This is a genomic window from Marinomonas posidonica (assembly GCF_043643765.1).
GTDB classification, from domain to species: Bacteria; Pseudomonadota; Gammaproteobacteria; order Pseudomonadales; family Marinomonadaceae; genus Marinomonas; species Marinomonas posidonica_A.
In genome coordinates, this window is the sequence record NZ_JBHZSP010000006.1 from 179,961 (window position 1) to 206,959 (window position 26,999).

Genomic DNA, 26,999 nt, shown 5'->3' on the forward strand with positions numbered 1-26,999 from the left:
AAATGACGCCAACGTCATTAGCGGATTGGCTTTCATACATTGAGAGCCAACATCCCTCTGAGATTGAGCTGGGTCTAGAAAGAGGGAATAAAGTCTTAGCAAAACTGGGCTTAAAACGCCCTAAGCATAAGGTGATTACCGTTGCTGGTACCAACGGCAAAGGTTCCACTTGTGCTATGCTAACCCAATATTTGGTGTCTCAAGGGTATTCTGTCGGTACCTACACTTCCCCGCATTTTCTTCATTTCAATGAGCGTATTGCCTTAAACAACCAACCTTGTGAAGACGCTTTGATCTGCCAAGCGTTTGAGTTGATCGAGCAGGTGCGTGTTGATATCCCGTTAACTTATTTTGAGTTTAGTACGTTAGCTGCCCTTTGGGTGTTTGACCAATCTGAACTGGATTATTGGGTATTGGAAGTGGGTTTAGGCGGACGGCTTGATTCGGTGAATATGATTGATGCGGATGTAGCGGTGGTGACGTCCATTGCTCTCGATCATGTTGATTGGTTGGGTGACGACATTAATGTCATTGCTTGCGAAAAAACAGGTATCGCGCGTGAAGGGAAATTACTAGTCAGTGGTGTTGTGAACCCGCCTAAGGGGATTGCGGATACCGCGGCTAATATTGGTGCTGTGCTAAAACAAAAAGGCATTGATTTCCAGTTTTGGGCTAAACAAAAGACATGGTCTTGGCAAAATAATGAACATCGATTTGAGAATTTGCCGATTCCGTCATTGCCATTGCAAAATGCGGCCACCGTCGTGGCGGTGTTGACCTACATGGGGTTAGAGCCGCAGGCATCCGATTTGGTAGCGTTATTTGCCAGTGTCGAATTGACAGGTCGTTTTCAAAAGGTATCTCTGCAACCTGATGTGTATATTGATGTGGCCCATAATCCAGAGGCCGCTATTGAGTTACAACAGCGATTAGCTGCGTTTGATACGCAACCCATTGCGGTGTGTGGTATGTTGCATGACAAAGATATTGCCTCAGTCGTGTCCATTCTTGCTAATTCTTTTAAGACTTGGCATTGTGCTGATTTAGCTGGGCCTAGGGGAGCAAAAGCGCAAGAGTTGGTGACGTATTTGACGCCGCTTGAGGTCAGCGCTCGGTGTTACTCTAGTGTGGCTAGTGCTTTGATCAGTGCGACTGAACAAGCAAGACAAGAAGGGCGTTCGTTAGTGGTATTTGGGTCTTTTGTCACGGTTTCTGACTATCTACAATTCGCCAAGGGAAAGAATGATTTATGATTGACAGACGTTTGACTTATCGTTTGATTGGCGCGGGCTTGATGGTACTCTCTGCTGCCATCGTGCTGCCATTAGTATTGGATGGCGAGCGACCACCTGAACTGGATATGCAGGTAGTGGTTTCTGATCCACCGGCGTTTGAAGTGGTAGAGATTTCGCCGGTTAAGTCGGCGCAAGAAATTGCTTCTGAAGAGGCTGAAAAAGCCCCGCAAGACATTCAGCTTATTCCACTTGCTAAGTCTGTTACACCGTCAGCGACTCAGCCTAAACAAGAAGTGAAAACGCCGGAGCCCGTAAAAACGGCTAAAACTGAGCCTAAAAAAGTGGCAGATCGATGGGCCGTTCAGATCGCCACCTTTAAAAGTAAAAGTAATGCGACGCGTTTGGTCGAGAAATTGAAAAAGGCGAATTATGACGCCTACAGTATGACGACGAACTCTTTGTATAAGGTCTTTGTTGGACCTGAGTTTAAACGAGATACCTCGAAAAAAATTCGTGATGACATCAAAAAAGAATTTGGTTTAGCGGGTCTTGTGGTGAAGTATTCAGTGAATTAATGTCACTTGTCTTTAACAGTATTTGGAATCCAGTGTTCATCTGATACACTGCCTCGCGATTCGAGCATGTTCATGGAGCAAGGTTATTAATGGCAACAGTTGATTGGTTGATCATTGCAGTCGTGGTGATGTCTTCTTTGTTAAGTTTGAAAAGAGGCTTTGTCAAAGAGGTATTATCCTTATTAACTTGGGTTATTGCTTTTGTGGTGGCTGTTAAGTTTTCTGATCAGATGCAATCTTTGCTGGTTGAACAGGTACAAAATGATCAGATTCGCTATATCGTTGCCTTTATTTCTTTATTCGTTGCTTCCTTAGTGGTGGGGGCGTTAGTGAGCTTTTTATTAGGCTCATTGATTCAGGTGACTGGGCTATCCAGTACCGATCGAGTTATGGGTATGTTGTTTGGTTTTGCACGTGGTAGCTTAATTGTAGTGGCGTTTGTCTCCTTGTTGAGTTTGAGTCCAGCCATCCAAGAAACAGATTTTTGGAAAACATCGCAATTGATCCCTCAGCTAGGGCAGTTGAATGATTGGACGCGTGATATGTTAGGCAAGAGTTCGGAACTGATTGATCCGGCTCTCATTGAGCGCGCCCTGAGTAATTAATCACTTTATAAGTGATTGAAAATTAGAGAGAAAATCGTGCGGTTTATCAAGCCGCAATTCCCCAACACGAGGATCTAGATAATGTGTGGTATCGTTGGTGTCGTAGGCACGTCGGTGGTTAATCAGTCAATTTTTGATGCGTTAACCCTTCTTCAGCATCGTGGGCAGGATGCTGCAGGTATGGTGACCAGCCATAATGGACGTTTATGTTTGCGCAAAGACAATGGTCCGGTGAGTGAAGTATTTCGCACTCGTCATATGAAAAAATTATTGGGTAATATTGGTATTGGCCATGTTCGTTACCCAACCGCTGGAACATCTAGTTCAGCAGAAGCTCAACCATTCTATGTAAACTCCCCTTACGGTATTTCGTTGGCGCACAACGGTAATTTAACCAATACGGCTAAGTTGAAGCAGGAAGTCTTTGAGTCTGATTTGCGTCATATCAACACGACGTCGGATTCAGAAGTTTTGGTTAACGTGCTTGCTCATGAACTTCATGAAGAAGGCAAGTTAGTGCCTAAACCTGATGATATTTTTAATGCTTTGGAGCGTGTTTATCATCGTATTGAAGGCGGTTATGCGGTCGTCGCATTGATTACTGGTTACGGCATTCTTGCTTTCCGTGATCCGGATGGTATTCGTCCTTTGATTTATGGCTCTCGCCAAACAGACAATGGTATCGAATACATGGTGGCGTCTGAAAGTGTGGCACTGGATGCAGCAGGCTTCAAACTTGAGCGTGACATAGAGCCGGGTGAGGCCATCTTTTTTGATGTGAATCACAATGTCCATGTTCGTCAGTGCACACCGAAAAAGACCCCTCGTCCTTGTTTGTTTGAATATGTGTATTTTGCTCGTCCAGACACAGTGATTGACAGTATTTCGGTTTACAAAGCCCGCATGAACATGGGTGACCGTTTGGCCGAAAAAATCCGCCGTGAATGGCAAGAGCACGATATCGATGTGGTGATTCCGATTCCGGATACCAGCCGCACCGCCGCGTTACAAATCGCACAGACATTGAATATCCCATTTCGTGAAGGCTTGGTGAAGAACCGCTATATTGGTCGTACCTTTATTATGCCGGGGCAATCAGTTCGTAAAAAATCGGTTCGTCAAAAATTGAACCCAGTGCCATTTGAATTTAAAGACAAAACGGTTTTATTGGTTGACGATTCGATTGTTCGTGGGACCACCAGTAAAGAAATTATTGAGATGGCAAGAGAGGCAGGAGCGAAAAAAGTTTACATTGCCTCGGCGGCACCGGAAGTCCGTTACCCGAATGTATACGGTATTGATATGCCTGCAGCGAAAGAGCTGATTGCTCATAACCGTAATGTCGATGAAATTTGTGAGTTAATTGGCGCGGATAAACTGATTTTCCAAGACTTACAAGATTTGATTGAAGCATGTATCGATGAGAAGCACTCAGAAGTAAGAGAGTTTGATACGTCAGTATTTGATGCAACTTACATTGCGGGTAACATTGACTTAGAGTATTTGACTAAGTTGGAAGGCAGTCGTAATGATGAGAACAAGGCTTCTGTTGAGACGGTGCAAGCTAGTGATATGATGCACCCTATGTAATACTCATTCGACCTAATTAGTGTTCATTCTAAGCCAGGTCTAACCTGGCTTAGTTTTTTGGAAAGCGTTATTAATGAAGTGTTTTAGATTGTTTGGTGGAGAACAAAATGTCGGCTTATAAAGACGCAACGAATGCGATTCATGCGGCTACGCGTCAAACTCAAGAGCAAGAAAACAGTGAAGCCATTTTTGTCACTTCCAGTTTTGCCTATGCCAGCGCTGAAGAGGCGGCGGGTAAATTTTCAGGTGATGAGGATGGTAATGTTTATTCACGTTTTACCAATCCAACAGTAGAGTTGTTCGAGAAGCGTTTGGCGACGTTGGAGAAAGGTGAAGCTGCGATTGCCACCAGTTCTGGTATGGCGGCCTTAATGACCTTGGCGTACAGCCTATTAAGTGCGGGTGATCGAGTCGTTTGTTCACGTAACATCTTTGGCTCAACGGTGAAGTTTTTTAATACTTACACGACCAAATTCGGGGTGGAAGTAGTGTATGTCGATGCCACCGACTACGATGCATGGCAAGCGGCGATTAATGATAAAACGCGCTTGTGCTATTTTGAGACGCCATCGAATCCATTGTACGAAGTGGTTGATGTTGCTAAGGTGGCTGATCTGGCTCATGAGAAAAACGCTTTATTGTGTGTTGATACCGTATTAGCCACGCCTGCGTTGCAAAATCCGTTGACGCAAGGGGCGGATATTGTCATGCAGTCAGCAACAAAATTCATCGATGGGCAAGGGCGTTGCTTGGGCGGTGCGTTAATTGCCAGCCAGGAAATTGTGGATGTGTTCACGGCGTTTATGCGCAGTGCTGGCCCTTGTATGAGCCCCTTTAATGCCTGGGTTTTGTTGAATGGCCTTGAAACTTTATCCTTGCGAATGAAAGCTCATTCTGCTAGTGCGTTGCAGTTGGCGGAATACCTTGAAGCGCATCCAAAAGTGCTCAAGGTCAATTATGGTGGTTTGCCAAGTCATAAATATCATCAGCTTGCTAAACAGCAGCAAAAAGATTTTGGTGGCTTGTTGTCTTTTGAATTAGAGGGTGGACGTGATTCTGCTTGGGCATTCATTAATGGCACTAAGTTAATGTCGATCACTGGTAACCTAGGGGATAGCAAGACCCTCGTGACGCATCCGGCAACGACCACTCACGGTCGTCTAACCGATGAGGAAAAAGCCAAAGCGGGCATTGCAGAAGGTCTAGTTCGTGTTTCGGTTGGACTGGAAGATGTAGAAGATATTATTGCCGATGTAGAAGCGGCATTATCGCAACTGGCTTAATGACAGAAAATAAAAAAAAGCGGGGTTAGAGTAGTCTAAGCCCGCTTTTTTGTGTCTGTCTTATTGGTTTCAATCAATGTAATTTCAACCAACAAGACTAGGAGGGGTATTAAGTTGACTGGGGGGTGGACGGCTCATTAGGCGTGTTGGTCATGTTGTCAAATTCAGAGTCTTCTACCACTTCTAATGCTTCAAGCTGTTTGCGTTCTTTGCGACGGTAGCCTAATACTAAAAGACAAGGTGTTAGGATCAAAGTAAGCGGGGTCGCGAAGGTTAAACCGCCAGCAATGGCTGTCGACAGTTGGGTCCACCATTGAGCGGAAGGTGCGCCAACACTAAGTGACTGATGAACCAAATCAATGTTCAATTGGAACACCATGGGGACTAAACCAAGAATGGTGGTGATGGTCGTCAAGATAACAGGGCGCAAACGCTGAACACCAGTGCGTACGGCGGCTTCTCTTACCTTCATGCCCTGTTTTCGTAGGCCATTAAAGGTGTCGATTAAGACAATATTGTTGTTCACCACAATGCCGGCTAAGGCAATGACACCAACGCCACTCATGACCACACCGAAAGGTTGTCCCTTCACCATTAAACCGATGAAAACTCCCATGGTTGAAAACACTACAGCGCTTAGAATGAGTAGACACTGGAAGAAGTTATTGAACTGTGTCACCAAGATAATGGCCATGATGAAAAAGGCCACACCAAAAGCTTTTGCCAAGAAAATCATCGACTTTTGTTGTTCTTCAGTATTTCCGCGGAACTCATACGACACTGTTTGATCTAGATCTGAGGCGTCTAGCTTGGCTTTGATTTTCTTGATGACTTCGTCCACGACCAGTCCGTCGACCACATCCGCATCAATGGCAATGGTTTTCTTTCCATCGGTACGGTTTACGACTCCTTGTTTAGGTGCCGCATATCGATGAATAAAATTACTCGCAGGAATGCTGCCTTGGTTAGTGGGGATTTGCAGTTGGTCGAGTTGCTCCAGACTGCGTTGGTTAACTGGATAGCGTAAGACAATGTCAATTTTATCGTCAGCGCCTTCTGGCAAGAAATCACTTAAGGTGATGCCAGTGGTTACCAGTTTTATGACATTCCCTAAACTGTTTACGTCGACACCGTAGCGGCTCGCTTCTTCACGGTTGATATCAATTCGCCACTCTATTCCAGGCAAGGAACGATCATCACTAACCGTAACGATTTCGTCTCGTTGTAACAGTTCTCTAGAGATCTGGTCGGCAGCCATATTCAGGGCTTCACTGTAATTAGAACTGAGTTGTAATTGAATATCGGCACCCGATTGTGGACCACCTTGCTCTTTCTCGGCACTGACTTCAATGCCTGGTATTTGCTTAGTTTTTTCTCGTATTTTGTCCAAAATCTGGCTTGCGGAAGGGCGCTCATACCAATCAACAAATTCCATGCTGATTGAACCTATACTGTCTGATGCTGCACTGTTGCCTGGTGTGGCATAGGACCTTACTACAACGCTCTTTAGTTCAGGTGTACCAAGCACTTGGGCCTCTACTTGTTTGACCAAGTCATCCTTTTCATCCAAGGATAAATCGCCGCGGGCGCGAATGTCTAAGTTAGCCGATTCAGGTTCTACATTAGGGAAAAATTCAACACCTTTACCGAATTTACCGTAACCTACGAGGACACAAATCAGTAGCGTAATGGTAAAGAGTAAAACCCAAATAGGGCGTTCAACCAAGCGTGTTAGCATTCGACCATATGCACCCGTAAAACCACTTAATTGGCTTAAATCGCCAGTTTCTGTGATTCGTAAAGTGTTCATGGTTTTTTGACTGTAAGCACCTTTTTTGCCAATAATCGAGCCAATGGTTGGCAATACAATCAAGGCCATCACAAGAGAAGATGCAAGGGTGGCAATAATCGTGATGGGCATGAATCGCATAAATTCACCAACGATGTCTGGCCAGAACAACAATGGCATAAACACGGCCAAGGTTGTGGCCGTCGATGCCGTAATAGGCCAGGCCATGCGTTTCGCAGCTTCACTGTAAGCTTGACGTTTAGATGCCCCTTCTGCGAGTTTTCGGTCAGCGTATTCTGTCACGACGATAGCGCCATCTACCAACATGCCGACACTCAAGATCAAAGCAAACAAGACCACCATGTTAATGGTGAATCCTTGTAGGTTAAGCAATAGTATGCCTGCTAGAAAAGCCCCTGGAATGGCCAAACCGACTAAAATTGAGCTGCGTATGCCTAGCGCCCAAACAATAACGATCATCACGAGTAAGGTCGCGGCTAAAACATTATTGAAGAGATCGTTTAGAGACGTTTTAATATCAACTGACTTATCACCCGTTAAGCTATATTGCACGCCATCAGGCCAAGATTGGCTTTCTTTTTCAACCACGGCTTTGACCGCTTCGATGGTTTCAATGATGTTAACGCCAACACGCTTAGAAACGCCGAGTGTAATGCTGCGCTTACCATTTACGCGGGCATAACTATTTGGGTCTTCGAACGTCAGTTCGCCAGTCGCAATATCACCTAATAAAACGACTTGATCTCCATCAACTTTGACGGGCAGATTTAGAATGTCTTCTTTGGTTTTAAGCAAACCAGGGACTTTCAGAGAAAAACGACCTGCGCCCGTATCCAAGTTACCTGCTGCTACAAGACGGTTGTTTCCCGCCACAAAGTTGGCGACTTCGGTCAAGGACAAATTATAGGTTTCAAGCTGTTCAGGTCGGATGATAATTTGTGCTTGTTGCTCGCGATCACCACTGATGTCGGCTTCCAATACACCATCAATGGCTTCAATAGAGTCTTGTAAGTGTTGTGCTGTTTGACTGAGCGTGGCGAAATCAACATTACCAGACAAATTGACTCGAATGACTGGAAAGGTGGATAGATTTATTTCGGTGACAGTGGGTTCTTCAGCGTCATCAGGCAGCTCACTTTTGGCGCGATCGACCTTGTCTCGTGTATCACTAATCGCTTGATCAATGTCTACACCGGATTCAAATTCCAGCATGATTGAGGCATGGCTTTCAGAAGCGGTGGATTTAAGTTCTTTTAACCCTTCTAAGCCTTGTAGCTCTTTTTCCAGAGGATGGACCAATAGGCTATCTGCGTCTTCTGGAGATATGCCATCCAGTGTCACCGAGACATAGGCCATAGGGATCGTAATGTCTGGATCATTTTCTTTCGGTATTTCAATATAGGAGACGGTGCCCATAATCAGCACTAGTACAAAGAACATCATAACGGTTCTAGAGCGGGCCAAAGCGGCTTCAATTAATGTTTGCATAGGGTTAAAGCCTCGTTAATCCTGGTAATGTGCGTTAACGGTATCGCCTTCGGACACAAAACCCTGACCGACGGTGATGATGTTCACATTATTTGGTAGGCCTTTGACCCATATTTGATCACGCTCCGACTTTACGATAACAACAGGCATGATTTTCACTTTATTATCAATATCGATGGTTTTTACGGCTGTATGCCCAGAGTCATCTAAAGTAAGAAGGGCTGGTGAGAAAGCATGTGCTTTTTGCGCTTCTAAAATAAAATCGACACTGGCGGTTAAGCCTGCCGCGATTTTGCTATCAGGATTGTCCACCTCCATTTCGACTTGAATGGTTCGGCTGGATGAGTTAGCGGTTGCGTTAATAAACGACACAGCACCTTCGGCTTCGTAGCCTGATTCTAGAGTGACTTTACCCACAGTGCCGAGCTGAATTTGTTGGATTTTGTTTTGCGGAATGTTCACGCTGATTTTAATCGGGTTTAATGACACCAAGTTGCCAACCTGTGTTCCAACAGACAATACTTGTCCTTGTTTTACATCCAAGCTGTTCACTATGCCAGAAAAGGGTGCCGTTAGGGTGGCATTTTCAAGATCGATCTCTAGTGCTTTTAGCGCCGATTTTGCGGAAGCGAGATCGGTTTCAGCTTGGGCTAGATTGACTTTTGAGCTGAAATTGCCCGCGTTCAATTTTTTGATGCCGTCTAATTCCAAAGCACGTTGCTTAACTAAGAGTTGAGCTTGTTCAATCTGGCTTTTCAAGGTTCGCGTGTCGATGGCGAGAATCGCTTGACCTTGTTTGACTGAATCGCCTTTTTCAACAGCTAACTTAGACACTTTGCCTTGGTAATTGTTTACGAGGGTTAAAGTCTCGTTTGCTGCTGTTTGGCCACTTAATGGTAGGTGAACTTCAATGATTTGTGCACTCAGTGTTTTAGCTTGTACTGAATAGGCGAGTTGGCTTTCATTGGTTTGAGTGACAAGAGTATTTTCTTGCGGTACGTTGTTTGTGTTAGTTGGACTGACAGTAATGCCGTTTCCGCCAAGGACCATCCAAGCGACAGCGGCACAGGTTAAGCCGATTGCCGTAATCATTCCCGCCTTACTTTTTAATTCCATCGACCACTCCGTGAATTGTAAAATTTGTAGTTATATATAGTTATAACGAAATAATTATATTAAATAATATAAAGAAAAACTGTTTTAGGTATATAGAATGTCGTTATATCAGTTATTTATTTTTTCCACATGTCTGAAACTGCTTTAAACTCGCCCTTAATGCCTGTTAAAAATTCTTTAATTTTAAGTTCTTAGTGATAACACAAGCTCTAAGCTAAACCTTCCAAAGGAAGAGTGATATGATAGCGCCACAAATTTTCCCTATTATAACTGGATAGATATGAGTCTATTGTCTTTAGAGCAGGTGAGTGTTGCATTTGGGCATAACCCGCTGCTGTCAAAAATCAGTTTTTCCGCAGAGGCGGGTGAACGTGTTGCAATCATTGGTCGTAATGGTGCTGGTAAATCAACCTTTTTAAAAGTGGTATCTGGTGAACAAATTCCAGATGAAGGTGTGGTGCGTCTAGAAGGTGGCATGCGCATTGCGCAATTGCCACAAGAGTTACCAGAAGCAAATGGTAAAACGGTACGTGAAGTAGTCAGTGAAGGCGCGGGTGAAATACATCAATTGATGACGCGCTATTTTAAGCTTTTGGAAGATATGGAGCAGGATCATTCCGATGAACTGGGCCACATTCAAAATGATCTCGATCGTCTACAAGGTTGGGATTTAGAACAACGTGTCAATCACATGATTCAGCGTTTGGCGTTGCCTGCAGATAAGTTGATGTCTGAATTGTCTGGCGGTTGGCGTCGTCGAGTGATTTTAGCGCAAGCTTTAATTTCGGCCCCAGATGTTTTGCTACTGGACGAGCCAACTAACCATTTGGACGTACCGACAATCGAATGGATGGAGCAACAGCTATTACAGTTTCGTGGCTTAATTCTGTTTATTACCCATGACAGACGCTTCCTTGAAAAATTGGCCAATCGTATTGTCGAATTAGATCGCGGTAATTTGTTGTCTTTTACTGGCAATATTAATGAATTTTTAGTCTTCAAAGAAAAGCTCTTGGAAGAAGAAGAGCGTGCCAATGCCTTATTCGATAAACGTTTGGCCGAGGAAGAGGTCTGGATTCGGCAGGGGATCAAAGCTCGTCGAACTCGCAATGAAGGTCGAGTCAGAGCATTGAAGGCTTTGCGAGTTGAGCGTTCAGAGCGCATTGATCGTCAAGGTAACGCTAAGATGTCGATTGAGACCAAAGAGAAATCCGGTAAGTTGGTCGCTGAGTTTGCGCAAGTCGGTCATGCATTCGAAGACAAAGTGATTCTGCAGCCAATGGACTTTATGGTTAATCGCGGTGATCGCATTGGTTTAATCGGTCCGAACGGTTGTGGTAAGAGTACTTTCTTAAAAATTCTGCTGGGAGATTTAGCACCGAGCTCAGGTACCGTACGTCAAGGGACTAAGCTTAACGTTGCCTATTTTGATCAGCTACGAGAACAGCTCAACCCAGAACAAACCGTGGCCGAAAACGTCGGTGAAGGCAAAGAAACGATTGAGATCAATGGCCAGAATAAACACGTCATTGGCTATTTAGGTGACTTCCTGTTTCCGCCAGAGCGAGCGCGTACTCCAGTGAAAGCGTTATCAGGTGGTGAGCGAAATCGCGTCTTGCTGGCGAAACTCTTTACTAAGCCTGCAAACCTTTTGGTGATGGACGAACCGACCAATGACCTAGACGTTGAAACCCTTGAGTTATTGGAAGAGTTATTAATGAACTACGATGGTACCTTGTTATTGGTGAGTCACGATCGTGCTTTTCTAGACAATGTGGTGACCAGCGTTATTGCCTTTGAAGGTGAAGGCGTGGTGCGCGAGTATGTGGGTGGTTATCAAGACTGGATACGTCAGGGTGGTAAGTTCCCAGCGGAATCTACCTCACAGACGACCGAGAGCAAGCCTAAAGCTAAAGCTGATACCTCGACAACGGAAGTAAACAAGCCAGCGCCAGCCAGTAAAGCGAAAAGTAAGCTGAGCTACAAATTACAACGAGAGTTCGATGGCATGCCAGATGCCATTGCTAAGTTAGAAGCTGAGCTGGAAACCTTTCAACAAATAACAGGTGCGGCAGATTTTTACAGCGGCGATGCGCAAAAGGTACAGGACACCTTAGCGAAAATGGCCGAAAAAGAACAAGAACTGGAGACAACAATGGAGCGTTGGCTTGAGTTAGAAGAAATGCAGAACGGATAAAACATGAGTCAAACATTAACGAAAGTGTCTTTTATTCCGCGCTTATTTGGTGCCTTTGGTCAATTTTTTAAATATTTGAGCAATGGGGATTATGCGGCACGTTGTCTTGCCATAGGCCAAGGTGAAAAGTTGGCCTTTGAAGTAGAGCCGAAAGTCATCACAGAAGAAGTTGAAGTGATTCGCGAGATCGAGGTGGCAGCGCCAGCTCTCGCGTCTGTGAATACAGATGGTGCATTGCAATTGCTGCAACTTTTACAGCAAGAAGCGCGCTTTATTGACTTCGTGCAGGAAAGCATCGATGCTTATTCCGATGAAGAAGTGGGTGCTGCAGCGCGTCAAATTCACGCTGGTAGCGGCAAGGTTTTGGCGCAAAACTTTACCATTGAGGTAGTGAATTCGGCGCCTGAAAATACCTCGGTGACTGTCCCAGCGGATTATGATGCACAGCAAATCAAGCTGGAAGGTCGTGTCGAAGGAACAGGTCCATATTCGGGGAACTTGATTCACCCAGGCTGGCAAGTGACAGACATACGATTACCTAAAGTCAGCCAAACCCAAAGCTTGTCTATTCTGGCGCCTGCTGAAGTCGAGGTGTAATCATGAGTGAGTATGTTATTGGTATCGATTTAGGTACCACGCATTCGGCTGTCTACTTTTTAGAGAAAAACAAAGCGAATGAGCTGTCTCCTGGCTTACAGCAATTACTGATTCCTCAGTTAAGTGCTGCAGGGCAGGTGGTAGAACGTCCGCTATTGCCATCCTTTGTGTATTACCCTCATGCCACGGAATTTCTTGAAAGTGACTTACAGTTGCCGTGGGGGAAAACCTCGTACATTCTTGGTCAACTGGCCCGTGAATTGGGTGCAAAATCATCGGGGCGTATGGTGCAAAGTGCGAAAAGTTGGTTATGCCATTCGCAAGTTGGCCCAGATGAAGCGGTATTGCCAATCGATGCTTTGGAAGAAGTCGACAAGGTGTCGCCCGCGCAGGTGACTGAAAGTTTGCTTAGTCATTTGGTGTCTGCTTGGAATCATGCTTTTCCAATGTCTCCGATGTCACAACAAGATGTTGTGATCACGGTGCCGGCATCATTTGACCCTGCGGCTCGAACGGTTACTGAACAAGCGGCTGAGAAAGTAGGCTTAAGGGCGAGACTCATCGAAGAGCCTTTAGCGGCATTTTACGCTTGGTTAGCGGATCAGCAGGATTGGCAAAGCCAGTTAACGCTAGGCGAACAGATTCTTGTGGTTGATGTCGGCGGTGGTACTACCGACTTATCTTTGATTCAAGTTACCGAAGAATCGGGAGTGTTGGGTTTAGAGCGTATTGCTGTTGGTCGTCATATTTTGCTTGGCGGCGACAATATGGACATGACGTTAACCTACCATTTGGCTGGGCAATTAGCACAACAAGGCACCCAGCTAGAGCCATGGCAAATTAGTGGTTTGACTCAAGTGTGTCGGGATGCGAAAGAGCGTCTGCTCGCTAATCCTGAGCTAACGGACGCTTCGGTTGTTGTGCCAAGCCGTGGGCGCAGCATCTTTAACAAAAGCATCAAAGCGACGTTAACGCAGAGTGATGTTCAGCAGTTATTAATTGAGGGCTTTTTCCCTGCGGTGAGCGCGGGTGAGCAAACTCAAAAAATAGCTCGCTCTGGTATCAGTACGATCAATCTGGATTACGAAAGTGACCCGGCGATCACTCGGCATATCAGTGAGTTCATAGGTCAACATCAGGTGAAACCGAGCAAAGTCTTGCTAAACGGTGGTGTGTTTAACGCCTTGCCTATGGTGACAAGCTTGTCTTCTCGGCTGAGTGAGCTGCTTGATGGTGCGGAATTTACTATGTTGACGCCTGCTCACCTAGATCATGCGGTTGCGAAGGGCGCAACTTATTATGCTCAGGTGCAAGCCAATGGCGGTGTCAAAGTAAAAAGTGGTTTAGCAGCGAACTATTACATAGGGGTTGCCAGTCCCATGCCGGCGATTCCGGGAATGCCGCCACCAATAGATGCTATCTGTGTGGCGCCGTTTGGGTTGGAAGAAGGGAGTGATGAACAAATGCTGCCAAATGAGTTCTCATTGGTTGTGGGTGAGCTCGTTCATTTCCGTTTCTTTCAATCGCAAAAAAGTGAAGCCGAACTCTTGGGTAAGGTCATTTCTTCTTTCTCCTTGGCTCAGCTAAACGAATTGAACCCATTAAGTATTCAACTTGATGAGGGACATTACGCCAAGGGCGAGATGGTGCGTGTTTACGTTACTGCGCAAGTGACAGATTTAGGTTTGTTGCTGTTACAAGCTCACGATACTCGTTCGGATTTACAATGGAAAATTGAGTTTCAGGTGAGGGAAGGTTAATGACAAAAGGCGCTTATCGAGTTGGTATTGACCTAGGGACAACAAACTGTGTGGTGTCTTATTTAGCACCAGACTCGTCTGCACCCTTGTTATTATCCATGCCGCAATTCATGGCAGATGCGTCAGTACAAACGTTCGATTATCTGCCCAGTGCCATTTACCTTTTAGCCGACGATGAACAGGGTAAGATTGACCCTGTTTTACCCTGGCATAATAGCCAAGATAAAGACTACATTGTTGGTATGGGAGCTTTGGCATTAGGTCAACGTCGAGCGGGTCAATTGGTACAAAGTGCTAAAAGTTGGCTTAGTCATCGTCAAGTGGATCGCCGTGCGGGTATTCTGCCGTGGGGAAGTGAGCTGAAAAATAAAATCAGTCCACTCAAAGCCAGCGAACTCTTGTTGCAGCACATTCGTCAAAGTTGGAATCAGCAATTTGCCGATGCACCTTTAGAGCTGCAGCAAGTGGCGTTAACCTTGCCGGCCTCGTTCGATGAAGAAGCCCGAGCTTTGACGCTAGAAGCGGCGAAGAAAGCAGGTTTGAATGATCTGTATTTATTAGAAGAGCCACAAGCCGCTTGTTATCACTATATTAGTGATGATCAAAAGCGAGCGGATCTTGCGGATAAAAAAATGCTGCTGGTAGTGGATATTGGTGGTGGCACCAGTGACTTCAGTTTGGTATCGATTTTACCTAGTACGAAGAACAACCACATTGCCTTGAAGCGAATCGCTGTTGGTGAACACTTATTATTGGGCGGCGATAACCTTGATCAAGCTTTGGCGTTTCAGTTGGATCCCAAGCAAATCTCTGCTTTATCGGCGTCTCGATTAGCGGCCTTGGTGCAGCAAACCCGCCGAGCAAAAGAAACCTTGCTCAGTGATGACGCACCTGAATCCTTGAGTATTACGGTATTAGGCGGCGGCAGTCGATTGATTGGAGGTGCACAAAAATTCGATGTCTCTCGTGCTGCATTATTAGATCAAGTTAGCTCTGGCTTTTTCCCTATGGTCGCATTGAACGATAGCGTACATAAAAGCTCATATGCGATGCATACGCTCGGATTAGCCTATGAATCTGATCCGGCTTTTACACGTCATATCGCGGATTTTATTCGTCAACACCAAGCCGATATTCAGCAAGCGACTCAGTCGTCTATGCCAGACGCTGTACTTTTTAATGGTGGTTTATTTAACAGTGAGCCTCTAAAAAGCCAGTTGCTTAAGCAGTTAAATACTTGGAGTGATCAGCCTATTTTAGAATGCCTTGCGGAAGCGCCGAACGAGGCGGTTGCCAAAGGGGCTGCTTGGTACCTGACAGCCTTAGCTGGGGAAGGGCACCGAATTGAGAGCGGTGTGCCGCATAGTTTGTATTTAAAACTGGCAGAGCAGCAGTTTGTTTGTATCTTGCCGAAAGGCACATTGACGGCTGAACCCCTGACATTGTCACGGGATTTTATGGTGACCTTGGGAGAGGAAGTGCAATTTCCTCTTTATCGTGCAGGCGACCATATTATTGGCAAGCTTGGTGAAGTGCGTGACGAGTCAGGTCTGCATTATATTTCTACCTTGGCCACTGAGCTGGATGCGCAGCAAGACAGTGCAGAAGTGCTGGTCAATGTTGCTGCGCAAATGACTGAGGTGGGCATTCTGCAGCTGGAACTGTTAAGTGCGGGTTCATCTGATAAATGGCGTTTGGAGTTTTCCACACAAGCTTCGGAAGAGCGTGTTAGCCGCGACAATGAAGGTTTACTCGCCGCCAAAATGGGTGAAGCAGAAGAGCATTTGGCGCGATGCTTTTCCAGTGCGGGTCAAAAGCAATCACCAGATTTGGTGAAATCGTTAAAACAAGATCTGGATCAATTGCTCGGCGCTCGCGACGACTGGAGTTTGGCCACTTCTCGAAGAGTGGTGGATAAATTGCTGGTATTAAAGTCTGGTCGAGTGAAAAGTGCCCAGCATGAACGGCAGTGGCTTCAGTTATTGGGCTATTGTCTGCGCCCGGGTTATGGCGCAGAAGGCGATGAAAGCCGAGTTCAGCAAGTCATTAATTTAACCAAAGCAGGTACTCAGTTCGATAGTGCGGCCGTTTGGGGACAATATTGGACCTTGTATCGCCGTATTGCGGGTGGTTTGTCATTAGATCAACAAATGACCTTATTTAAGCAATTCAGCCAGTTCTATTCACCTGCAGGACAGCGCTCAAGAGAGAAGATGAAGGCGCTCGCCACCCGTTCTAGCGATGATCTCATTCGATTGATGGGCGCGTTGGAAAGCTTACCTCTGTCTGAAAAGCAAACTTTAGTCGAGTGGTTGTTAAAACGTTTGACGAAATCGTCTGAGCCAGACACTGCTTGGTGGACGTTGGGACGAATTGCTTCTCGTCGTCTATTGTCTGGAGAGGCGTCTGCTAGATTGCCTGAGCCGGAGTTACCGGCCATTTTAGATCGAGCATTGAAAGAAGATTGGAAGAAACGTAAGCAAGCCGGTTTGGCCGCTGTGCTCATGTGCCAGATATCAACTGGGGAATCGGATTGGTTGTCTGACTATCGCAACAAAGTGTCTAAAAAGTTAGTCAAAGACAAATGCCCATCACAATGGGCAAGCCGTCTTGAGAGTCAGGTCGAAATCAGTTCGGAAGAATTAAATTCGTTAGTGGGCGAGAGTTTGCCCATTGGTTTGCGTTTATCTTCTAACTAGTCAATGGAAATGCCAAACAGGTTTATGTCCATGCGATAGGGAATGCCCTGTTTGTCCTGCTGCAATTGCTCTAATAAACTCAAATATTGCGCCATGGTATGGGCGAGCAAGTTCGCTTCACTCGGTAATTTATTAGTGAACTTGGTTGCTCTCATGGCACTCTTCAGGCCACTGGTGATGGAATATTGGTGAGGTGCTAACAGGATGATCTCTTCTCCCATGTGCCAAAAAATGTCTAAATTCCGAATTTGCAATGGGCTGATGGGTGGTACTAAGGGGACAATGTCGTCTTGTGTCACGACACGGGTTAGAGGTAGGTCTGCAAACTTTTTGGCACCACTGACATTGGTCACCTTCGGCTGCCCAAATGTCGTAATTTGCTCAAGCGGTAGGGATTCCTCTTGAACCAACATACCCAATACTACGGCAATCGCGCCTCCTAGACTGTGACCTGTGATGCGAATTGGTTTGTTACTTCTTAAGTAGGGTCTAACATCTTCTAACACTTGCTGAGCGGCTTCGGCAAAGCCTTGATGTAGCAAGATACCCAGTACTGTATTAGGTTGCAGCGAGACGGTTAAATCCACAATGACATTATTTAGGTTAGCAGTGCCACGAATCGCGATGGTTTGGTATTGGCTGTTTTCCGATAAAAAATACAGTACATCCGAATTGGGTATAACGGAATCATGTAATAAAACTTCGTCTTGTTGCGCCAATTTATTTGCTAAAGCGGTTGTGTTCAGCTCTTCTTGCTGAGCGGCTTCATAGGTATCCGAAGACAGTTGTGCCATGTGTTTTATGTGAGCAAAATCAGGTTCGGCTAATACTGGATCAAAGGCACTGATTAACAAAATAGAAAGCAATATAACGACACGCATCAGCTTGTTTCATTCTCAATTGATAAAAGCCTAGCTTACGTGAAAATGACTTGATCGAACAGGCTAGGGCAGCCTGTTCGGTTGTGGAATATTAGTAAGCGCCAGCACTGTAAATTAATTCGTAGCTGTGGCTATAAATTTCCAAAATATTACCAAACGGGTCTTCCATATAAATCATGCGATAAGGTTTTTCGCCAGGATAGTAGTATCTTGGTTCTGGCATGCGTTTTTTTCCGCCTGCAGCGACGATTTTATCGGCTAACTCTTCTACATTTGGATCTTGCACACAAAAATGGAAGATGCCAGTTTTCCAATATTCAAAATTGTTCTCAGGGTTTTGTTGGTTTTCAAATTGGAAAAGCTCTACCCCGATACGATCACCGGTGGAAAGGTGGGCGATGCGAAATGAATGCCACCCTGCCCCAAACACATCAGTGCACATTTCACCTATGGCACTGTCATCTTCCGTAATGTCTGTTGGCTCCATGATTAGATACCAACCCAATACTTGAGTATAAAATTCAACGGCTTTTTCTAGATCAGGAACAGAAATGCCGATATGAGAAAAACTTCTTGGATATTGCTTTTGCATAATGATCTCCTTCGTTTAATGGAAGGCAGGTTACAATCCCTTTTTAATTCTGTAAAATTATTAAAAATTATATATTTGAGTATTTTTTGTAATGATTAATCCGGTTTGGCTTAAAACATTTGTTACCTTGGTGGACGTTGGGCATTTCACCAGAGCGGCCGACAGTTTGCATATGACGCAGTCTGGCGTCAGTCAGCAAGTGAAAAAACTAGAGGAGCATTTGTCTGTTGAATTGTTAATGCGGGAAGGTAAGCGCTTCAGCTTAACCGACAGGGGACAGAAACTTTATCAAGAGGCAAAGCGGTTGTTAGAGTCGCTGAACAACCTTGAGCGTAAAGTTATTGACGATCCGCCTTATGAAGGGAGGGTGAGTATCATGTCCCCAGGCAGTGTTGGATTAAAGTTATATCCTCAACTACTGGATCTACAGCAGTCCCATAAAGAATTGGTGTTAGAGTACCGATTTGCTTCAAACGAGGATGTTGAAGTCGCGGTGTTGGAGGATAGGATCGATTTTGGTTTGATGACCTACCCAGCGAAAAGTCTTGATGTCGTTTCAAGTCAATTAGCAGAAGAAGCCTTGCTATTGGTAACACCGGCTGAATTTTGTGAGGTGACTTGGCAAAACTTATTGTCACTGGGCTTAGTGGATCATCCTGATGGTAAGCATCATACCAGTTTATTGCTGTCGGCTAACTTTGAGGACTTTCAACATGTCGGACAAATTCCCCAAAAAGCATTCTCTAATCAAATTAGTTTGATTTTAGAACCCGTTAGCCGAGGAATTGGTTTTGCGGTTTTGCCAAATTATGCTGTAAAGGCGTTTGCAAAACAGGATTTAATCCGTGTTCATAGTCTGTCTAATCGTGTGACTGAGCCTTTGTATTTAGTACAAAGAAAAGGTCGTTTACAACCAAATCGAGTGAAATATTTGATGAGTGAGGTCTATCGATCTGTTGGTTGTGAAAAGGAGGTGAGTTAATGACGAAAAATTATGAAAAGAGTGTGTTTTAAGGGGTAAAAGACTAGACATAAAGTTGGTTAGAAATTAATCTATGCACGACTTGATCAAGTGGTGATTTTACCACATTCCATTGTCAAGACGTTCGATAAAGCCTCAGAAAAATAACAATTGCCGCTCGGCAGCCTAAAACGAACCTTGTCATGCATTTGAAAGCAACCGCTTCAAGATGCAATTGGGGTCAAGATTGTTTAATTCGATCATTCATATGAGGCTCAATATGACTAAACTAACGACTTTCTTCGCATCCCTTGTTTCTCTTTTTAGCACAAAAGACAATTGTGAAACGAAACAAGCGATTAATGAATTGAAATCTTACTCAGATCGCGAATTGGCTGAGTTGGGTATTTCTCGATTTAACATTAAAGAGGCGGTTCAATATGGCCGTCAATCAGCAGCTTAAGCCAGTCTCTTTGCAAGTTTAAAAGCCAAGCATATGCTTGGCTTTTTTGTGGGCGCTTCTTGAAAAAAGACAACTTTTTCTTAAAAATTGCTAAACAGAATTAAATACTTTAGTTTTATACTTAGGAACAGATAACTTTGAAATGATCTCAAGGAGTGAGATATGTGGATTCGATTTTTTTTGATTGGGCTTATGATAAGCCTTCCCGCCTTAAGCGTTGCTCAAACAGATGTGCAATTAGCCACTCAATTTAGTGACGAAACTCGCGTTCAAGATTACCTTATTAGTGAAAAATACGATGGTATTCGAGCCATCTGGACCGGATCTAAGCTGATTACTCGTAAAGGAAATGACATTAATGCGCCGCTGTGGTTCACGGAAAAGCTGCCCAATATTTGGTTAGATGGTGAGCTTTGGACTCAGCGGGATGACTTTGCCAACGTTATGTCGATCGTGCGAAAGAAGCAGCCAGTTGAGCATGAGTGGCGACAAATAAAATACATGATCTTTGATGCCCCAGACCAAGAACGAAGCATGACGTTTGAACAGCGGTATGCTCGTTATAAACGTATTTTAGAGCACCTTGATTTGGCTCACGTGATACCAGTGGAACAATTTACCGTAACGAGCTTGCTTGAACTGTACGATCGTTTGAATGAATACGTTGCATCCGGTGCGGAAGGTTTGATGTTACATCGTAAAATGGCGGTGTTTGAAAGTGGTCGAACTGACAATTTATTGAAGCTCAAACCTTATGAGGAAAAAGAAGCAAAAGTAGTTGCTGTGTTGCCGGGTCAGGGCAAATATGAGCATAAAATGGGGGCGATTTTGGTCGAAATGCCGTCAGGTGTGCGTTTTAAAATTGGCAGTGGTTTCAGTGATCAAGAAAGAGAACATCCGCCAGCAGTGGGCTCAATGGTTATCTTCAAGCACAGTGGCTTTACCCAGCGAGGTATTCCTCGTTTTGCGGTCTTTCAAAGGTTAAGATATTCCGTCTATTAAATGACTAAAGAGTGAACCGTGACGGAAATACATTGTTTACCTGGCACTATGTGTGATGACCGACTCTGGCAGCAAGTCAGTCGATATCTAGATCAGAGTACGGTTTTAAATCATCAAGCGATTCCGTTTGAAAATTCATTGGATGAGATGGTGGCTTGTTTGTTAAAGCGATTGCCTGACTCGCCAGTGAATTTACTGGGTTTTTCGATGGGAGCGTACATAGCCGCTGCATTGACGGTAAAACACCCTCATAGAATCAAACGCTTGATGCTGGTCTCTAATCTTGCAACGGGATTGCCTGAAGCAGAACGTCAACAAAGGCTAGTAGCACTCAATTGGGTGGCTAAGCAAGGTTATTCTGGTATACCGAGAAAGAAAGCGCAGTCGATGCTGGCGGCATCTGCTCGAGACAAGGAGGATTTGATTGCCCTGATTCAGGCGATGGATGGCGCGTTGGGCGAAGCCTCTTTTGTGCAACAATTAACAGCCAGTTTAGAACGACCAGATTTAATTGCTCTTCTTAAAGAGTTAACGATACCAATTCATGTCTTGGCAGGAACGGAAGATGGTTTGTTGTCAGTATCTGATCGACAACGGTTTAAGGACAGTCAAGCCGCAGAATGGTTTGATATCCATGCTTGTGGTCATATGGTGCCGATAGAGCAGCCTCAGCTGTTTGCCAAATACGTGAGGGCGTGTTTTGTTGAATAGCTGGTGGCTTTTACAATGTTGGACAAAACAAACTGTGCATGGTTTCAATCAAGGTTTTGACTCGCTGGTCGCCTAAGCTGTAATAGATGGTTTGGGATTCGCGACGAGTAGCGACCAGATTGTCTTTTCGAAGCACTGCAAGGTGTTGCGATAAGGCCGATTGGCTCAGCGGTAGTTTTTCATTCAAGGCTGTGACCGACATTTCCCCTTCCAGTAAATGGCATAAAATTAACAATCGGTTCTCGTTGCTCAGTGCTTTTAAAAACACGGCAGCTTGAGACGATTGTGTGATCATCTCCTGCATTGTCATTGAATTGTGGGCCATACATCTTTCCTTTCTGTCGCATTGCTTTGCATTGTTTCACAAGGTGCAAAGTCATCCACAATGTCTGTGGATAAATCTGGGGGTAGTGTTAGTTACTATATATTCTCATCAAGTAAGACGGCCTCTGTCTAATTTGTTTAAAAAACAAACAGTGGCCGTTGTGGAATCTTGATTATTTAAAGTCGAAACGTGTCCAAATAGGTGCGTGGTCTGATGGTTTTTCCAGACCTCGTAATTCATAGTCGACGTCAGCGTCGACCACATAAGGCGTTAATCCAGCTGAGGATAAGATAACATCAATTCGAAGGCCTCTTTTGGGTTCGTCGTCAAAGCCTTTCGAACGGTAGTCAAACCAGCTGAATCGGTCATTTTTAGAGGGGTTCAGGTGACGGTAGGTATCTGTGAACCCCCAATCTAATAAGGTTTTAAACCATTCTCTTTCTTCTGGTAAGAAGCTGCATTTCCCTGTCTTTAACCAGCGTTTAGCGTTATTTTCACCAATGCCTATATCAAGATCCGTTGGTGAGATATTAATGTCACCCATGACAATGATTTTTTCATCCGCAGTATGGTTTTCAAGGTAGTTCATTAAGTCGGCGTAGAACTTGCGTTTCGCGGGGAATTTCGTCTCATGATCGCGATTTTCACCTTGTGGAAAATACCCATTCAAAACCTTGACTGGTCCGTGAGGCGTGTCAAAAGTGGCAATGATCATACGGCGTTGTGCGTCTTCATCATCACCTGGAAAACCGTATTCAACTTGAGTGGCTTGTTGTTTGCTGAATATGGCGACGCCGTAATGAGATTTTTGACCATAATAGTAAGCATGATAGCCAACGGCTTGAGGAATTTCATGAGGAAAAGCGTCGTCGTGGACTTTGATTTCTTGTAGACCAATGACATCAGGTTGATGTTTTTCTACTAAAGTATCAATTTGGTGTGGTCGAGCGCGCAGACCATTAATATTAAAAGAGACAAATTTCATAGCAGGCTTCCAACTGTATTTTTGCCAATAATAGCAGATGTGGCTACGTCAATCTTGTCTTTGCTTTGCACATTTAAATGCTTTTTTCGATCACCCTAATAGAATGATTCTTTTGAACTTTTTTGCCTAGCCCTGCTACACTGGCGAGATAGATTTATAAAGCATGATGTTGGAGAAATACACAATGGCTTATCAATACGATTTATTTGTTATCGGTGCAGGCTCAGGTGGTGTAAGAGCAAGTCGAGTGGCGGCGTCAAAAGGTTACAAAGTCGCGGTTGCAGAAGGCAGCGCATTAGGCGGAACCTGTGTGAACATTGGTTGTGTGCCTAAGAAACTCTTTGTCTATGGCTCAGAGTTTGGTCATGGGTTTGAAGAGGCGGCGGGCTTTGGTTGGCAGCACGAAGGCGTATCGTTTGATTGGTCTGTATTACGTGATAACAAGAGCAAAGAAATTGAACGACTCAATGGCATCTACGGTAACTTATTAAACAATGCTGGAGTGGACTTGATCAAAGGCTATGCCCGTTTTGTTGATGCCAATACAGTCGAAGTCAATGGTCAAACTTACACGGCCGAGCGTATTTTGATCGCGGTTGGTGCTAAGCCATTTATTCCTGACTTCGAAGGTAATGATCATGTGGTCAGCTCCAATGACATGTTTTATTTAGAATCACTTCCTAGTAGAGCATTGGTTGTCGGCGGTGGTTACATTGCCGTTGAGTTTGCCGGTATTTTGAATGGCTTGGGGGTAAAAACCACATTGGCGTATCGTGGTGATCAACTGCTTCGTGGTTTTGATGAAGATGTACGCAACTTTGCTAGCCTCGAATACGAAAAATCTGGTATTGATGTGCAATTAAACACGGATGTGGAACGTATTGAGTTGGTTAATCCTAAGCAACCTAAAGGCTCACGTTTAGTGCACTTTAAAGATGGACGCAGTGAAGAATTTGGTTTGGTTTTATATGCGACAGGCCGTGTGCCTAATGTTGGTTCTTTAGGTCTAGATAACGCCAATATCATCACAGGTAAAAATGGTGCGGTAGTCATTGATAGTAACTTCACTACCTCAGCACCAAGTGTATTCGCACTTGGCGATGTGACCGACAATATTCAATTAACACCTGTTGCCATCAAAGAAGCCATGGCCTTGATTGATTACTGGTTTGAAGGTACCCCTGTTAAGTTCGATTACGACAATATTCCGACTGCGGTATTCAGTCAGCCGGCGATTGGTACTGTGGGCTTGAGTGAGCAAGAAGCCGAATCCAGAGGTTTAGATTTCCGCGTTTATCAAACGGATTTCCGTCCAATGAAACACACGTTAAGCGCCAGCACCTCTCGGTCATTAATGAAGCTTTTGGTAAACAACGCGAATGACAAAGTGATTGGCGCGCACATGGTAGGGGATTATGCCGGCGAAATCATTCAAGGTCTGGGCATTGCTATTAAAGCGGGTGCGACCAAAGCCGATTTTGATGCAACGGTTGGGGTTCATCCTACCAGCGCAGAAGAATTTGTGACTTTCTCGGAAGGCTCGTTGAAAAAGCGTGATTAATCGAATCGTAAGTTATAAATAACCACCTCTAAAAAGACGCCTACTGCGTCTTTTTTGTTTATAAAAGCTTTATATTCCAATTGCTTAACGGTATTTGTTTTGATAAATTACAAATCCTTACGTAATTTATACGCTGTTTTACAAATACATGGAGTTTATAAGGATATGAAAAAAGTATTAGTGAGTTTACTAGCCGTTTCAGGTGCTTCTATGGCTGCTGCAGTCGAAAAGCCTTTTACCGCAGAGGTATTATTGGGAAATACAGACCAATCAATTAGTTTCAATAATATAGATGATGCAAGTGACTCTTCTCTTGCAATTAGATTTGGGTATGAGTTTTTAGATACGTGGTCTGCTGAAGTTGCTTATTATGATTACGGAGAAGCTTCTTCTAACTTCATTGATAGTGATAATGACACAGGTCAAGACACTCGATCCGTATCTTCTTTTTCTGTTGGGATTAAAAAAGAAATAGAATTGAACGAAAAATTATCTTTGAACGCTCGACTCGGATTGATGTTTTGGGATCTAGACTTCGAACGAGGGTATGATGTACAGAGCGTAGATGATCTATATAATTATAAGAGTTCGGACTCAGGTAATAACCTTTATTATGGTGCAAGCTTAGGTTACTCAATTAAAGAAAACTTGCTTCTTTCTGTTGATTATTCCTTTGTGTCCATGGAAGTTGATTTGAAAAATAATCCTACAGTCGATAATGACATGAGTACACTTTCTATCGGTCTTGGCTACCAATTTTAAGCAATATAGTTTGAAGCCCACTCTGTTTACTCCCCCTTTAGAGTGGGTTTTAAATTCACTGTTATTACCCTTTCTTCTGGTCATCAATAGTTTTCTTGCTATAAATAAACTTCACGTCCATGATGTTTTTCACCTCTCCATTATCAAGCAATATGTCCCCATGAATGTAGCCACCTCGGCTGCGATAAACCGGTATTTGGTTATATGTCCCGTTTTTATGGGCGATCCAAGTAAGCAGGGCGAGGGGGGGTACATCATCAAAGCGGCAATAAATGTGTTCCGATGAAGGAGTAAATAACCCTTGATGGGCTGTTTGTTCGAACAGTTTGTTTGCCAATTGATCCGCTAGGGCTAAAAAGAACGCTTGCTGCGTTGTGCGGTACATTTCTAAGCTGGCAAAGAGCAAAAGCGGATCGCTTTGTCCATCTAATTTTGCATCTTGTCGTGTTTGCCAATTCCCTAGACCAAAATGTTGGGCCATAGCGCAAATGCTCGGCCAGAGAGCTTCGCTTTGTGACTCACACCAGTTAGTAACATAGGCAAGGAATACATGAACTGGCAGAGGGCGGCGGATTAGTTCTTGGCTTTTTTGACCATAGTAACCAAAGCGAGGGATCTTGTGCCCAGTGAGGTCTTTGCCATCGGCAAACATGGGTTTGATTTCATTGGTTTGGTGATCGTAAGCGTATTTCGCCCACGCTTCTAGGCCTTGTGTGGTCCAATCCAGTAGTTGCTTCCCTTTTGCGTCGACACCTTTTGTTCCTAGATCGCGAGCCAATAAGGTTTGAGCCAGTGCGCAATCTCCGTAAATGCCTTCAGGTCCATTGAGCGCGTCTTCGTCCACTTTGAATAGCACCCAGGCTTCTTTGGCGACATCGCCATATTCTGGGCCAAATTGTCTTTGTGCTCTGTCGCCCCAAAACGAAAAAGTGTATTGAGGGTGGTGTTCATCGATTGGTGCGTCGCCGGTTTTAAGGGGTTGGTTATATTGATAACAACCAAGCTGAGTGTCAGGGTGGCGACAGTTAACATACTGATTCATCAAATGTTCCGCCCAAGATAAGGCTTTTTCATCACCATCCATGGCGTATAGCATGCCAGCACTGAACACCAGATCATTGCCAATATTCACGAAGGACAAGCCTTTCATTTCTCGTAACGGTGATAAGTTGGCTTGCTTTGGTTTGTCCCAAACGCTTAATTCATCGAATTCCAAGCCGTATTGACCATGACGGGACATTGCCATCTGTTGCCAATCGGTGACGTGGGTGTTCCAGATCGCTTTGATGAGTTTGCGAGTCGCTGTCGGATCGGTTTCGTACATGAGTTCATAAAATGGGCAATGGTGTTTGAGTTCATGCACCATGTTTTTGTTTTCTGGACCGACTGAATCTAGGGTTTTCAAATCAATAAAAGAGTGACCGCCCCAGCGGATCAAACCACTGGAATCGGCATGATCAAAATGCCATTGAATGGCGTGTTGAGCGGCTTGTTTGTACTTGGGGTCTTGTGTGATATTGGATAGACCAACAAAAAAACGAAATAGGTTTTGTTGACTGGCAATATTGGAGGGTTGCCAAATTCGGCCATCGGTATTTTTCCAAGCAACGGCTTGTTTGTTGTGAAGGTCACAACCATCAAAAAATAAAGGCGTGCCATGATAAGGGTCGCGATAATCGCGCAAAATAGTCTCCGCGTATTGAGTAAGATAGTCCAGTACAACTTGCATAATGACGTCCTGTTTTTTCTTTATTTGTATTATTTGAGAGACGGTGTTGGTTTTCATATTAGCGAAATATCA

Annotated in this window: 22 protein-coding genes; 15 read left to right on the forward strand and 7 right to left on the reverse strand. The window is 44.5% G+C overall.

The features are described 5' to 3' along the window. Positions 1-2 precede the first annotated feature (2 nt). The 5 genes from folC (at position 3) to ACHUFM_RS08860 (ending at position 5,288) form a co-directional block, all read left to right on the forward strand. Positions 3-1,253 carry a bifunctional tetrahydrofolate synthase/dihydrofolate synthase gene (gene folC, locus ACHUFM_RS08840; RefSeq protein WP_394181508.1) on the forward strand — a complete coding sequence of 417 codons (1,251 nt, stop codon included), beginning with the start codon at positions 3-5 and terminating at the stop codon, positions 1,251-1,253. Beyond that, positions 1,250-1,810: an SPOR domain-containing protein gene (locus ACHUFM_RS08845; protein ID WP_394181510.1), complete on the forward strand. Its 561-nt coding sequence runs from the start codon at positions 1,250-1,252 to the stop codon at positions 1,808-1,810. The genes folC and ACHUFM_RS08845 overlap by 4 nt, the downstream gene beginning before the upstream one ends. A gap of 89 nt (positions 1,811-1,899) precedes the next feature. Then, positions 1,900-2,415, forward strand: coding sequence for a CvpA family protein (locus ACHUFM_RS08850; protein WP_394181512.1), 516 nt, complete (start codon positions 1,900-1,902; stop codon positions 2,413-2,415). A gap of 81 nt (positions 2,416-2,496) precedes the next feature. Next, entirely contained in the window at positions 2,497-4,005 is a 1,509-nt protein-coding gene (purF, locus tag ACHUFM_RS08855) for an amidophosphoribosyltransferase (RefSeq protein WP_394181514.1), read from the forward strand. 107 nt (positions 4,006-4,112) lie between these two features. Then, complete coding sequence (locus ACHUFM_RS08860; RefSeq protein WP_394181516.1) at positions 4,113-5,288, forward strand: O-succinylhomoserine sulfhydrylase; 1,176 nt, start codon at positions 4,113-4,115, stop codon at positions 5,286-5,288. A gap of 109 nt (positions 5,289-5,397) precedes the next feature. On the opposite strand, the gene ACHUFM_RS08865 is transcribed toward ACHUFM_RS08860, so the two are convergent. Together ACHUFM_RS08865 and ACHUFM_RS08870 are read right to left on the reverse strand one after the other, a co-directional pair. Then, entirely contained in the window at positions 5,398-8,586 is a 3,189-nt protein-coding gene (locus tag ACHUFM_RS08865; protein WP_394181518.1) for an efflux RND transporter permease subunit, read from the reverse strand. Between the two features lie 15 nt (positions 8,587-8,601). After that, positions 8,602-9,702 carry an efflux RND transporter periplasmic adaptor subunit gene (locus tag ACHUFM_RS08870; protein WP_394181520.1) on the reverse strand — a complete coding sequence of 367 codons (1,101 nt, stop codon included), beginning with the start codon at positions 9,700-9,702 and terminating at the stop codon, positions 8,602-8,604. 280 nt (positions 9,703-9,982) lie between these two features. Here ACHUFM_RS08870 and ACHUFM_RS08875 point away from each other — a divergent pair, with 280 nt between their 5' ends. From ACHUFM_RS08875 to ACHUFM_RS08890, 4 genes are read left to right on the forward strand one after another with little or no spacing between them, the layout of a single operon-like run. Continuing rightward, on the forward strand, positions 9,983-11,899 hold the full coding sequence (locus ACHUFM_RS08875; RefSeq protein ID WP_394181522.1) for an ATP-binding cassette domain-containing protein: 1,917 nt from the start codon (positions 9,983-9,985) through the stop codon (positions 11,897-11,899). A 3-nt stretch (positions 11,900-11,902) separates the two neighbouring features. Continuing rightward, complete coding sequence (locus ACHUFM_RS08880) at positions 11,903-12,496, forward strand: DUF2760 domain-containing protein (protein ID WP_394181524.1); 594 nt, start codon at positions 11,903-11,905, stop codon at positions 12,494-12,496. A 2-nt stretch (positions 12,497-12,498) separates the two neighbouring features. Next, positions 12,499-14,256 (forward strand): Hsp70 family protein, encoded by a 1,758-nt coding sequence (locus ACHUFM_RS08885; RefSeq protein ID WP_394181526.1) that lies wholly within the window; start codon positions 12,499-12,501, stop codon positions 14,254-14,256. After that, a complete protein-coding gene (locus tag ACHUFM_RS08890) occupies positions 14,256-16,955 on the forward strand; it encodes a hsp70 family protein (protein ID WP_394181528.1) in 2,700 nt (899 codons plus the stop codon). The genes ACHUFM_RS08885 and ACHUFM_RS08890 overlap by 1 nt, the downstream gene beginning before the upstream one ends. On the opposite strand, the gene ACHUFM_RS08895 is transcribed toward ACHUFM_RS08890, so the two are convergent. Both ACHUFM_RS08895 and ACHUFM_RS08900 read right to left on the reverse strand, forming a co-directional pair. Then, complete coding sequence (locus ACHUFM_RS08895; RefSeq protein ID WP_394181529.1) at positions 16,952-17,836, reverse strand: lipase family protein; 885 nt, start codon at positions 17,834-17,836, stop codon at positions 16,952-16,954. The genes ACHUFM_RS08890 and ACHUFM_RS08895 overlap by 4 nt on opposite strands. Before the next feature lie 91 nt (positions 17,837-17,927). Further along, positions 17,928-18,428, reverse strand: a complete 501-nt coding sequence (locus tag ACHUFM_RS08900; protein ID WP_394181531.1) for a lactoylglutathione lyase family protein — start codon at positions 18,426-18,428, stop codon at positions 17,928-17,930. A gap of 91 nt (positions 18,429-18,519) precedes the next feature. Here ACHUFM_RS08900 and ACHUFM_RS08905 point away from each other — a divergent pair, with 91 nt between their 5' ends. From ACHUFM_RS08905 to ACHUFM_RS08920, 4 genes are all read left to right on the forward strand, one after another. After that, positions 18,520-19,410, forward strand: a complete 891-nt coding sequence (locus tag ACHUFM_RS08905) for a LysR family transcriptional regulator (RefSeq protein WP_394181533.1) — start codon at positions 18,520-18,522, stop codon at positions 19,408-19,410. 259 nt (positions 19,411-19,669) lie between these two features. Continuing rightward, positions 19,670-19,852 carry a DUF1127 domain-containing protein gene (locus ACHUFM_RS08910; RefSeq protein WP_113875516.1) on the forward strand — a complete coding sequence of 61 codons (183 nt, stop codon included), beginning with the start codon at positions 19,670-19,672 and terminating at the stop codon, positions 19,850-19,852. 162 nt (positions 19,853-20,014) lie between these two features. Next, on the forward strand, positions 20,015-20,854 hold the full coding sequence (locus ACHUFM_RS08915) for a DNA ligase (RefSeq protein WP_394181535.1): 840 nt from the start codon (positions 20,015-20,017) through the stop codon (positions 20,852-20,854). Between the two features lie 18 nt (positions 20,855-20,872). Beyond that, entirely contained in the window at positions 20,873-21,565 is a 693-nt protein-coding gene (locus ACHUFM_RS08920) for an alpha/beta fold hydrolase (protein WP_394181537.1), read from the forward strand. Positions 21,566-21,575: 10 nt separating this feature from the next. Here ACHUFM_RS08920 and ACHUFM_RS08925 read toward each other — a convergent pair whose 3' ends face one another. Further along, positions 21,576-21,890 (reverse strand): ArsR/SmtB family transcription factor, encoded by a 315-nt coding sequence (locus tag ACHUFM_RS08925; protein ID WP_394181539.1) that lies wholly within the window; start codon positions 21,888-21,890, stop codon positions 21,576-21,578. A gap of 172 nt (positions 21,891-22,062) precedes the next feature. Then, complete coding sequence (xthA, locus tag ACHUFM_RS08930) at positions 22,063-22,875, reverse strand: exodeoxyribonuclease III (RefSeq protein ID WP_394181541.1); 813 nt, start codon at positions 22,873-22,875, stop codon at positions 22,063-22,065. A 184-nt stretch (positions 22,876-23,059) separates the two neighbouring features. Between xthA and gorA the strand changes: the two genes are divergently transcribed. Further along, on the forward strand, positions 23,060-24,436 hold the full coding sequence (gene gorA, locus ACHUFM_RS08935; protein WP_394181543.1) for a glutathione-disulfide reductase: 1,377 nt from the start codon (positions 23,060-23,062) through the stop codon (positions 24,434-24,436). Positions 24,437-24,601: 165 nt separating this feature from the next. Then, positions 24,602-25,198: an outer membrane beta-barrel protein gene (locus tag ACHUFM_RS08940; RefSeq protein ID WP_394181545.1), complete on the forward strand. Its 597-nt coding sequence runs from the start codon at positions 24,602-24,604 to the stop codon at positions 25,196-25,198. Positions 25,199-25,262: 64 nt separating this feature from the next. Here ACHUFM_RS08940 and ACHUFM_RS08945 read toward each other — a convergent pair whose 3' ends face one another. After that, complete coding sequence (locus tag ACHUFM_RS08945; protein WP_394181547.1) at positions 25,263-26,927, reverse strand: pectate lyase; 1,665 nt, start codon at positions 26,925-26,927, stop codon at positions 25,263-25,265. Positions 26,928-26,999: the final 72 nt, after the last annotated feature.

What these genes read in the sequence shown, in the direction of transcription:
- folC (WP_394181508.1), top strand. Translation starts at nt 3, where the DNA reads ATGACGCCAACGTCATTAGCGGATTGGCTTTCATACATTGAGAGCCAA.
- ACHUFM_RS08845 (WP_394181510.1), top strand. Translation starts at nt 1,250, where the DNA reads ATGATTGACAGACGTTTGACTTATCGTTTGATTGGCGCGGGCTTGATG.
- ACHUFM_RS08850 (WP_394181512.1), top strand. Translation starts at nt 1,900, where the DNA reads ATGGCAACAGTTGATTGGTTGATCATTGCAGTCGTGGTGATGTCTTCT.
- purF (WP_394181514.1), top strand. Translation starts at nt 2,497, where the DNA reads ATGTGTGGTATCGTTGGTGTCGTAGGCACGTCGGTGGTTAATCAGTCA.
- ACHUFM_RS08860 (WP_394181516.1), top strand. Translation starts at nt 4,113, where the DNA reads ATGTCGGCTTATAAAGACGCAACGAATGCGATTCATGCGGCTACGCGT.
- ACHUFM_RS08865 (WP_394181518.1), bottom strand. Translation starts at nt 8,586, where the DNA reads ATGCAAACATTAATTGAAGCCGCTTTGGCCCGCTCTAGAACCGTTATG.
- ACHUFM_RS08870 (WP_394181520.1), bottom strand. Translation starts at nt 9,702, where the DNA reads ATGGAATTAAAAAGTAAGGCGGGAATGATTACGGCAATCGGCTTAACC.
- ACHUFM_RS08875 (WP_394181522.1), top strand. Translation starts at nt 9,983, where the DNA reads ATGAGTCTATTGTCTTTAGAGCAGGTGAGTGTTGCATTTGGGCATAAC.
- ACHUFM_RS08880 (WP_394181524.1), top strand. Translation starts at nt 11,903, where the DNA reads ATGAGTCAAACATTAACGAAAGTGTCTTTTATTCCGCGCTTATTTGGT.
- ACHUFM_RS08885 (WP_394181526.1), top strand. Translation starts at nt 12,499, where the DNA reads ATGAGTGAGTATGTTATTGGTATCGATTTAGGTACCACGCATTCGGCT.
- ACHUFM_RS08890 (WP_394181528.1), top strand. Translation starts at nt 14,256, where the DNA reads ATGACAAAAGGCGCTTATCGAGTTGGTATTGACCTAGGGACAACAAAC.
- ACHUFM_RS08895 (WP_394181529.1), bottom strand. Translation starts at nt 17,836, where the DNA reads ATGCGTGTCGTTATATTGCTTTCTATTTTGTTAATCAGTGCCTTTGAT.
- ACHUFM_RS08900 (WP_394181531.1), bottom strand. Translation starts at nt 18,428, where the DNA reads ATGCAAAAGCAATATCCAAGAAGTTTTTCTCATATCGGCATTTCTGTT.
- ACHUFM_RS08905 (WP_394181533.1), top strand. Translation starts at nt 18,520, where the DNA reads ATGATTAATCCGGTTTGGCTTAAAACATTTGTTACCTTGGTGGACGTT.
- ACHUFM_RS08910 (WP_113875516.1), top strand. Translation starts at nt 19,670, where the DNA reads ATGACTAAACTAACGACTTTCTTCGCATCCCTTGTTTCTCTTTTTAGC.
- ACHUFM_RS08915 (WP_394181535.1), top strand. Translation starts at nt 20,015, where the DNA reads ATGTGGATTCGATTTTTTTTGATTGGGCTTATGATAAGCCTTCCCGCC.
- ACHUFM_RS08925 (WP_394181539.1), bottom strand. Translation starts at nt 21,890, where the DNA reads ATGGCCCACAATTCAATGACAATGCAGGAGATGATCACACAATCGTCT.
- xthA (WP_394181541.1), bottom strand. Translation starts at nt 22,875, where the DNA reads ATGAAATTTGTCTCTTTTAATATTAATGGTCTGCGCGCTCGACCACAC.
- gorA (WP_394181543.1), top strand. Translation starts at nt 23,060, where the DNA reads ATGGCTTATCAATACGATTTATTTGTTATCGGTGCAGGCTCAGGTGGT.
- ACHUFM_RS08940 (WP_394181545.1), top strand. Translation starts at nt 24,602, where the DNA reads ATGAAAAAAGTATTAGTGAGTTTACTAGCCGTTTCAGGTGCTTCTATG.
- ACHUFM_RS08945 (WP_394181547.1), bottom strand. Translation starts at nt 26,927, where the DNA reads ATGCAAGTTGTACTGGACTATCTTACTCAATACGCGGAGACTATTTTG.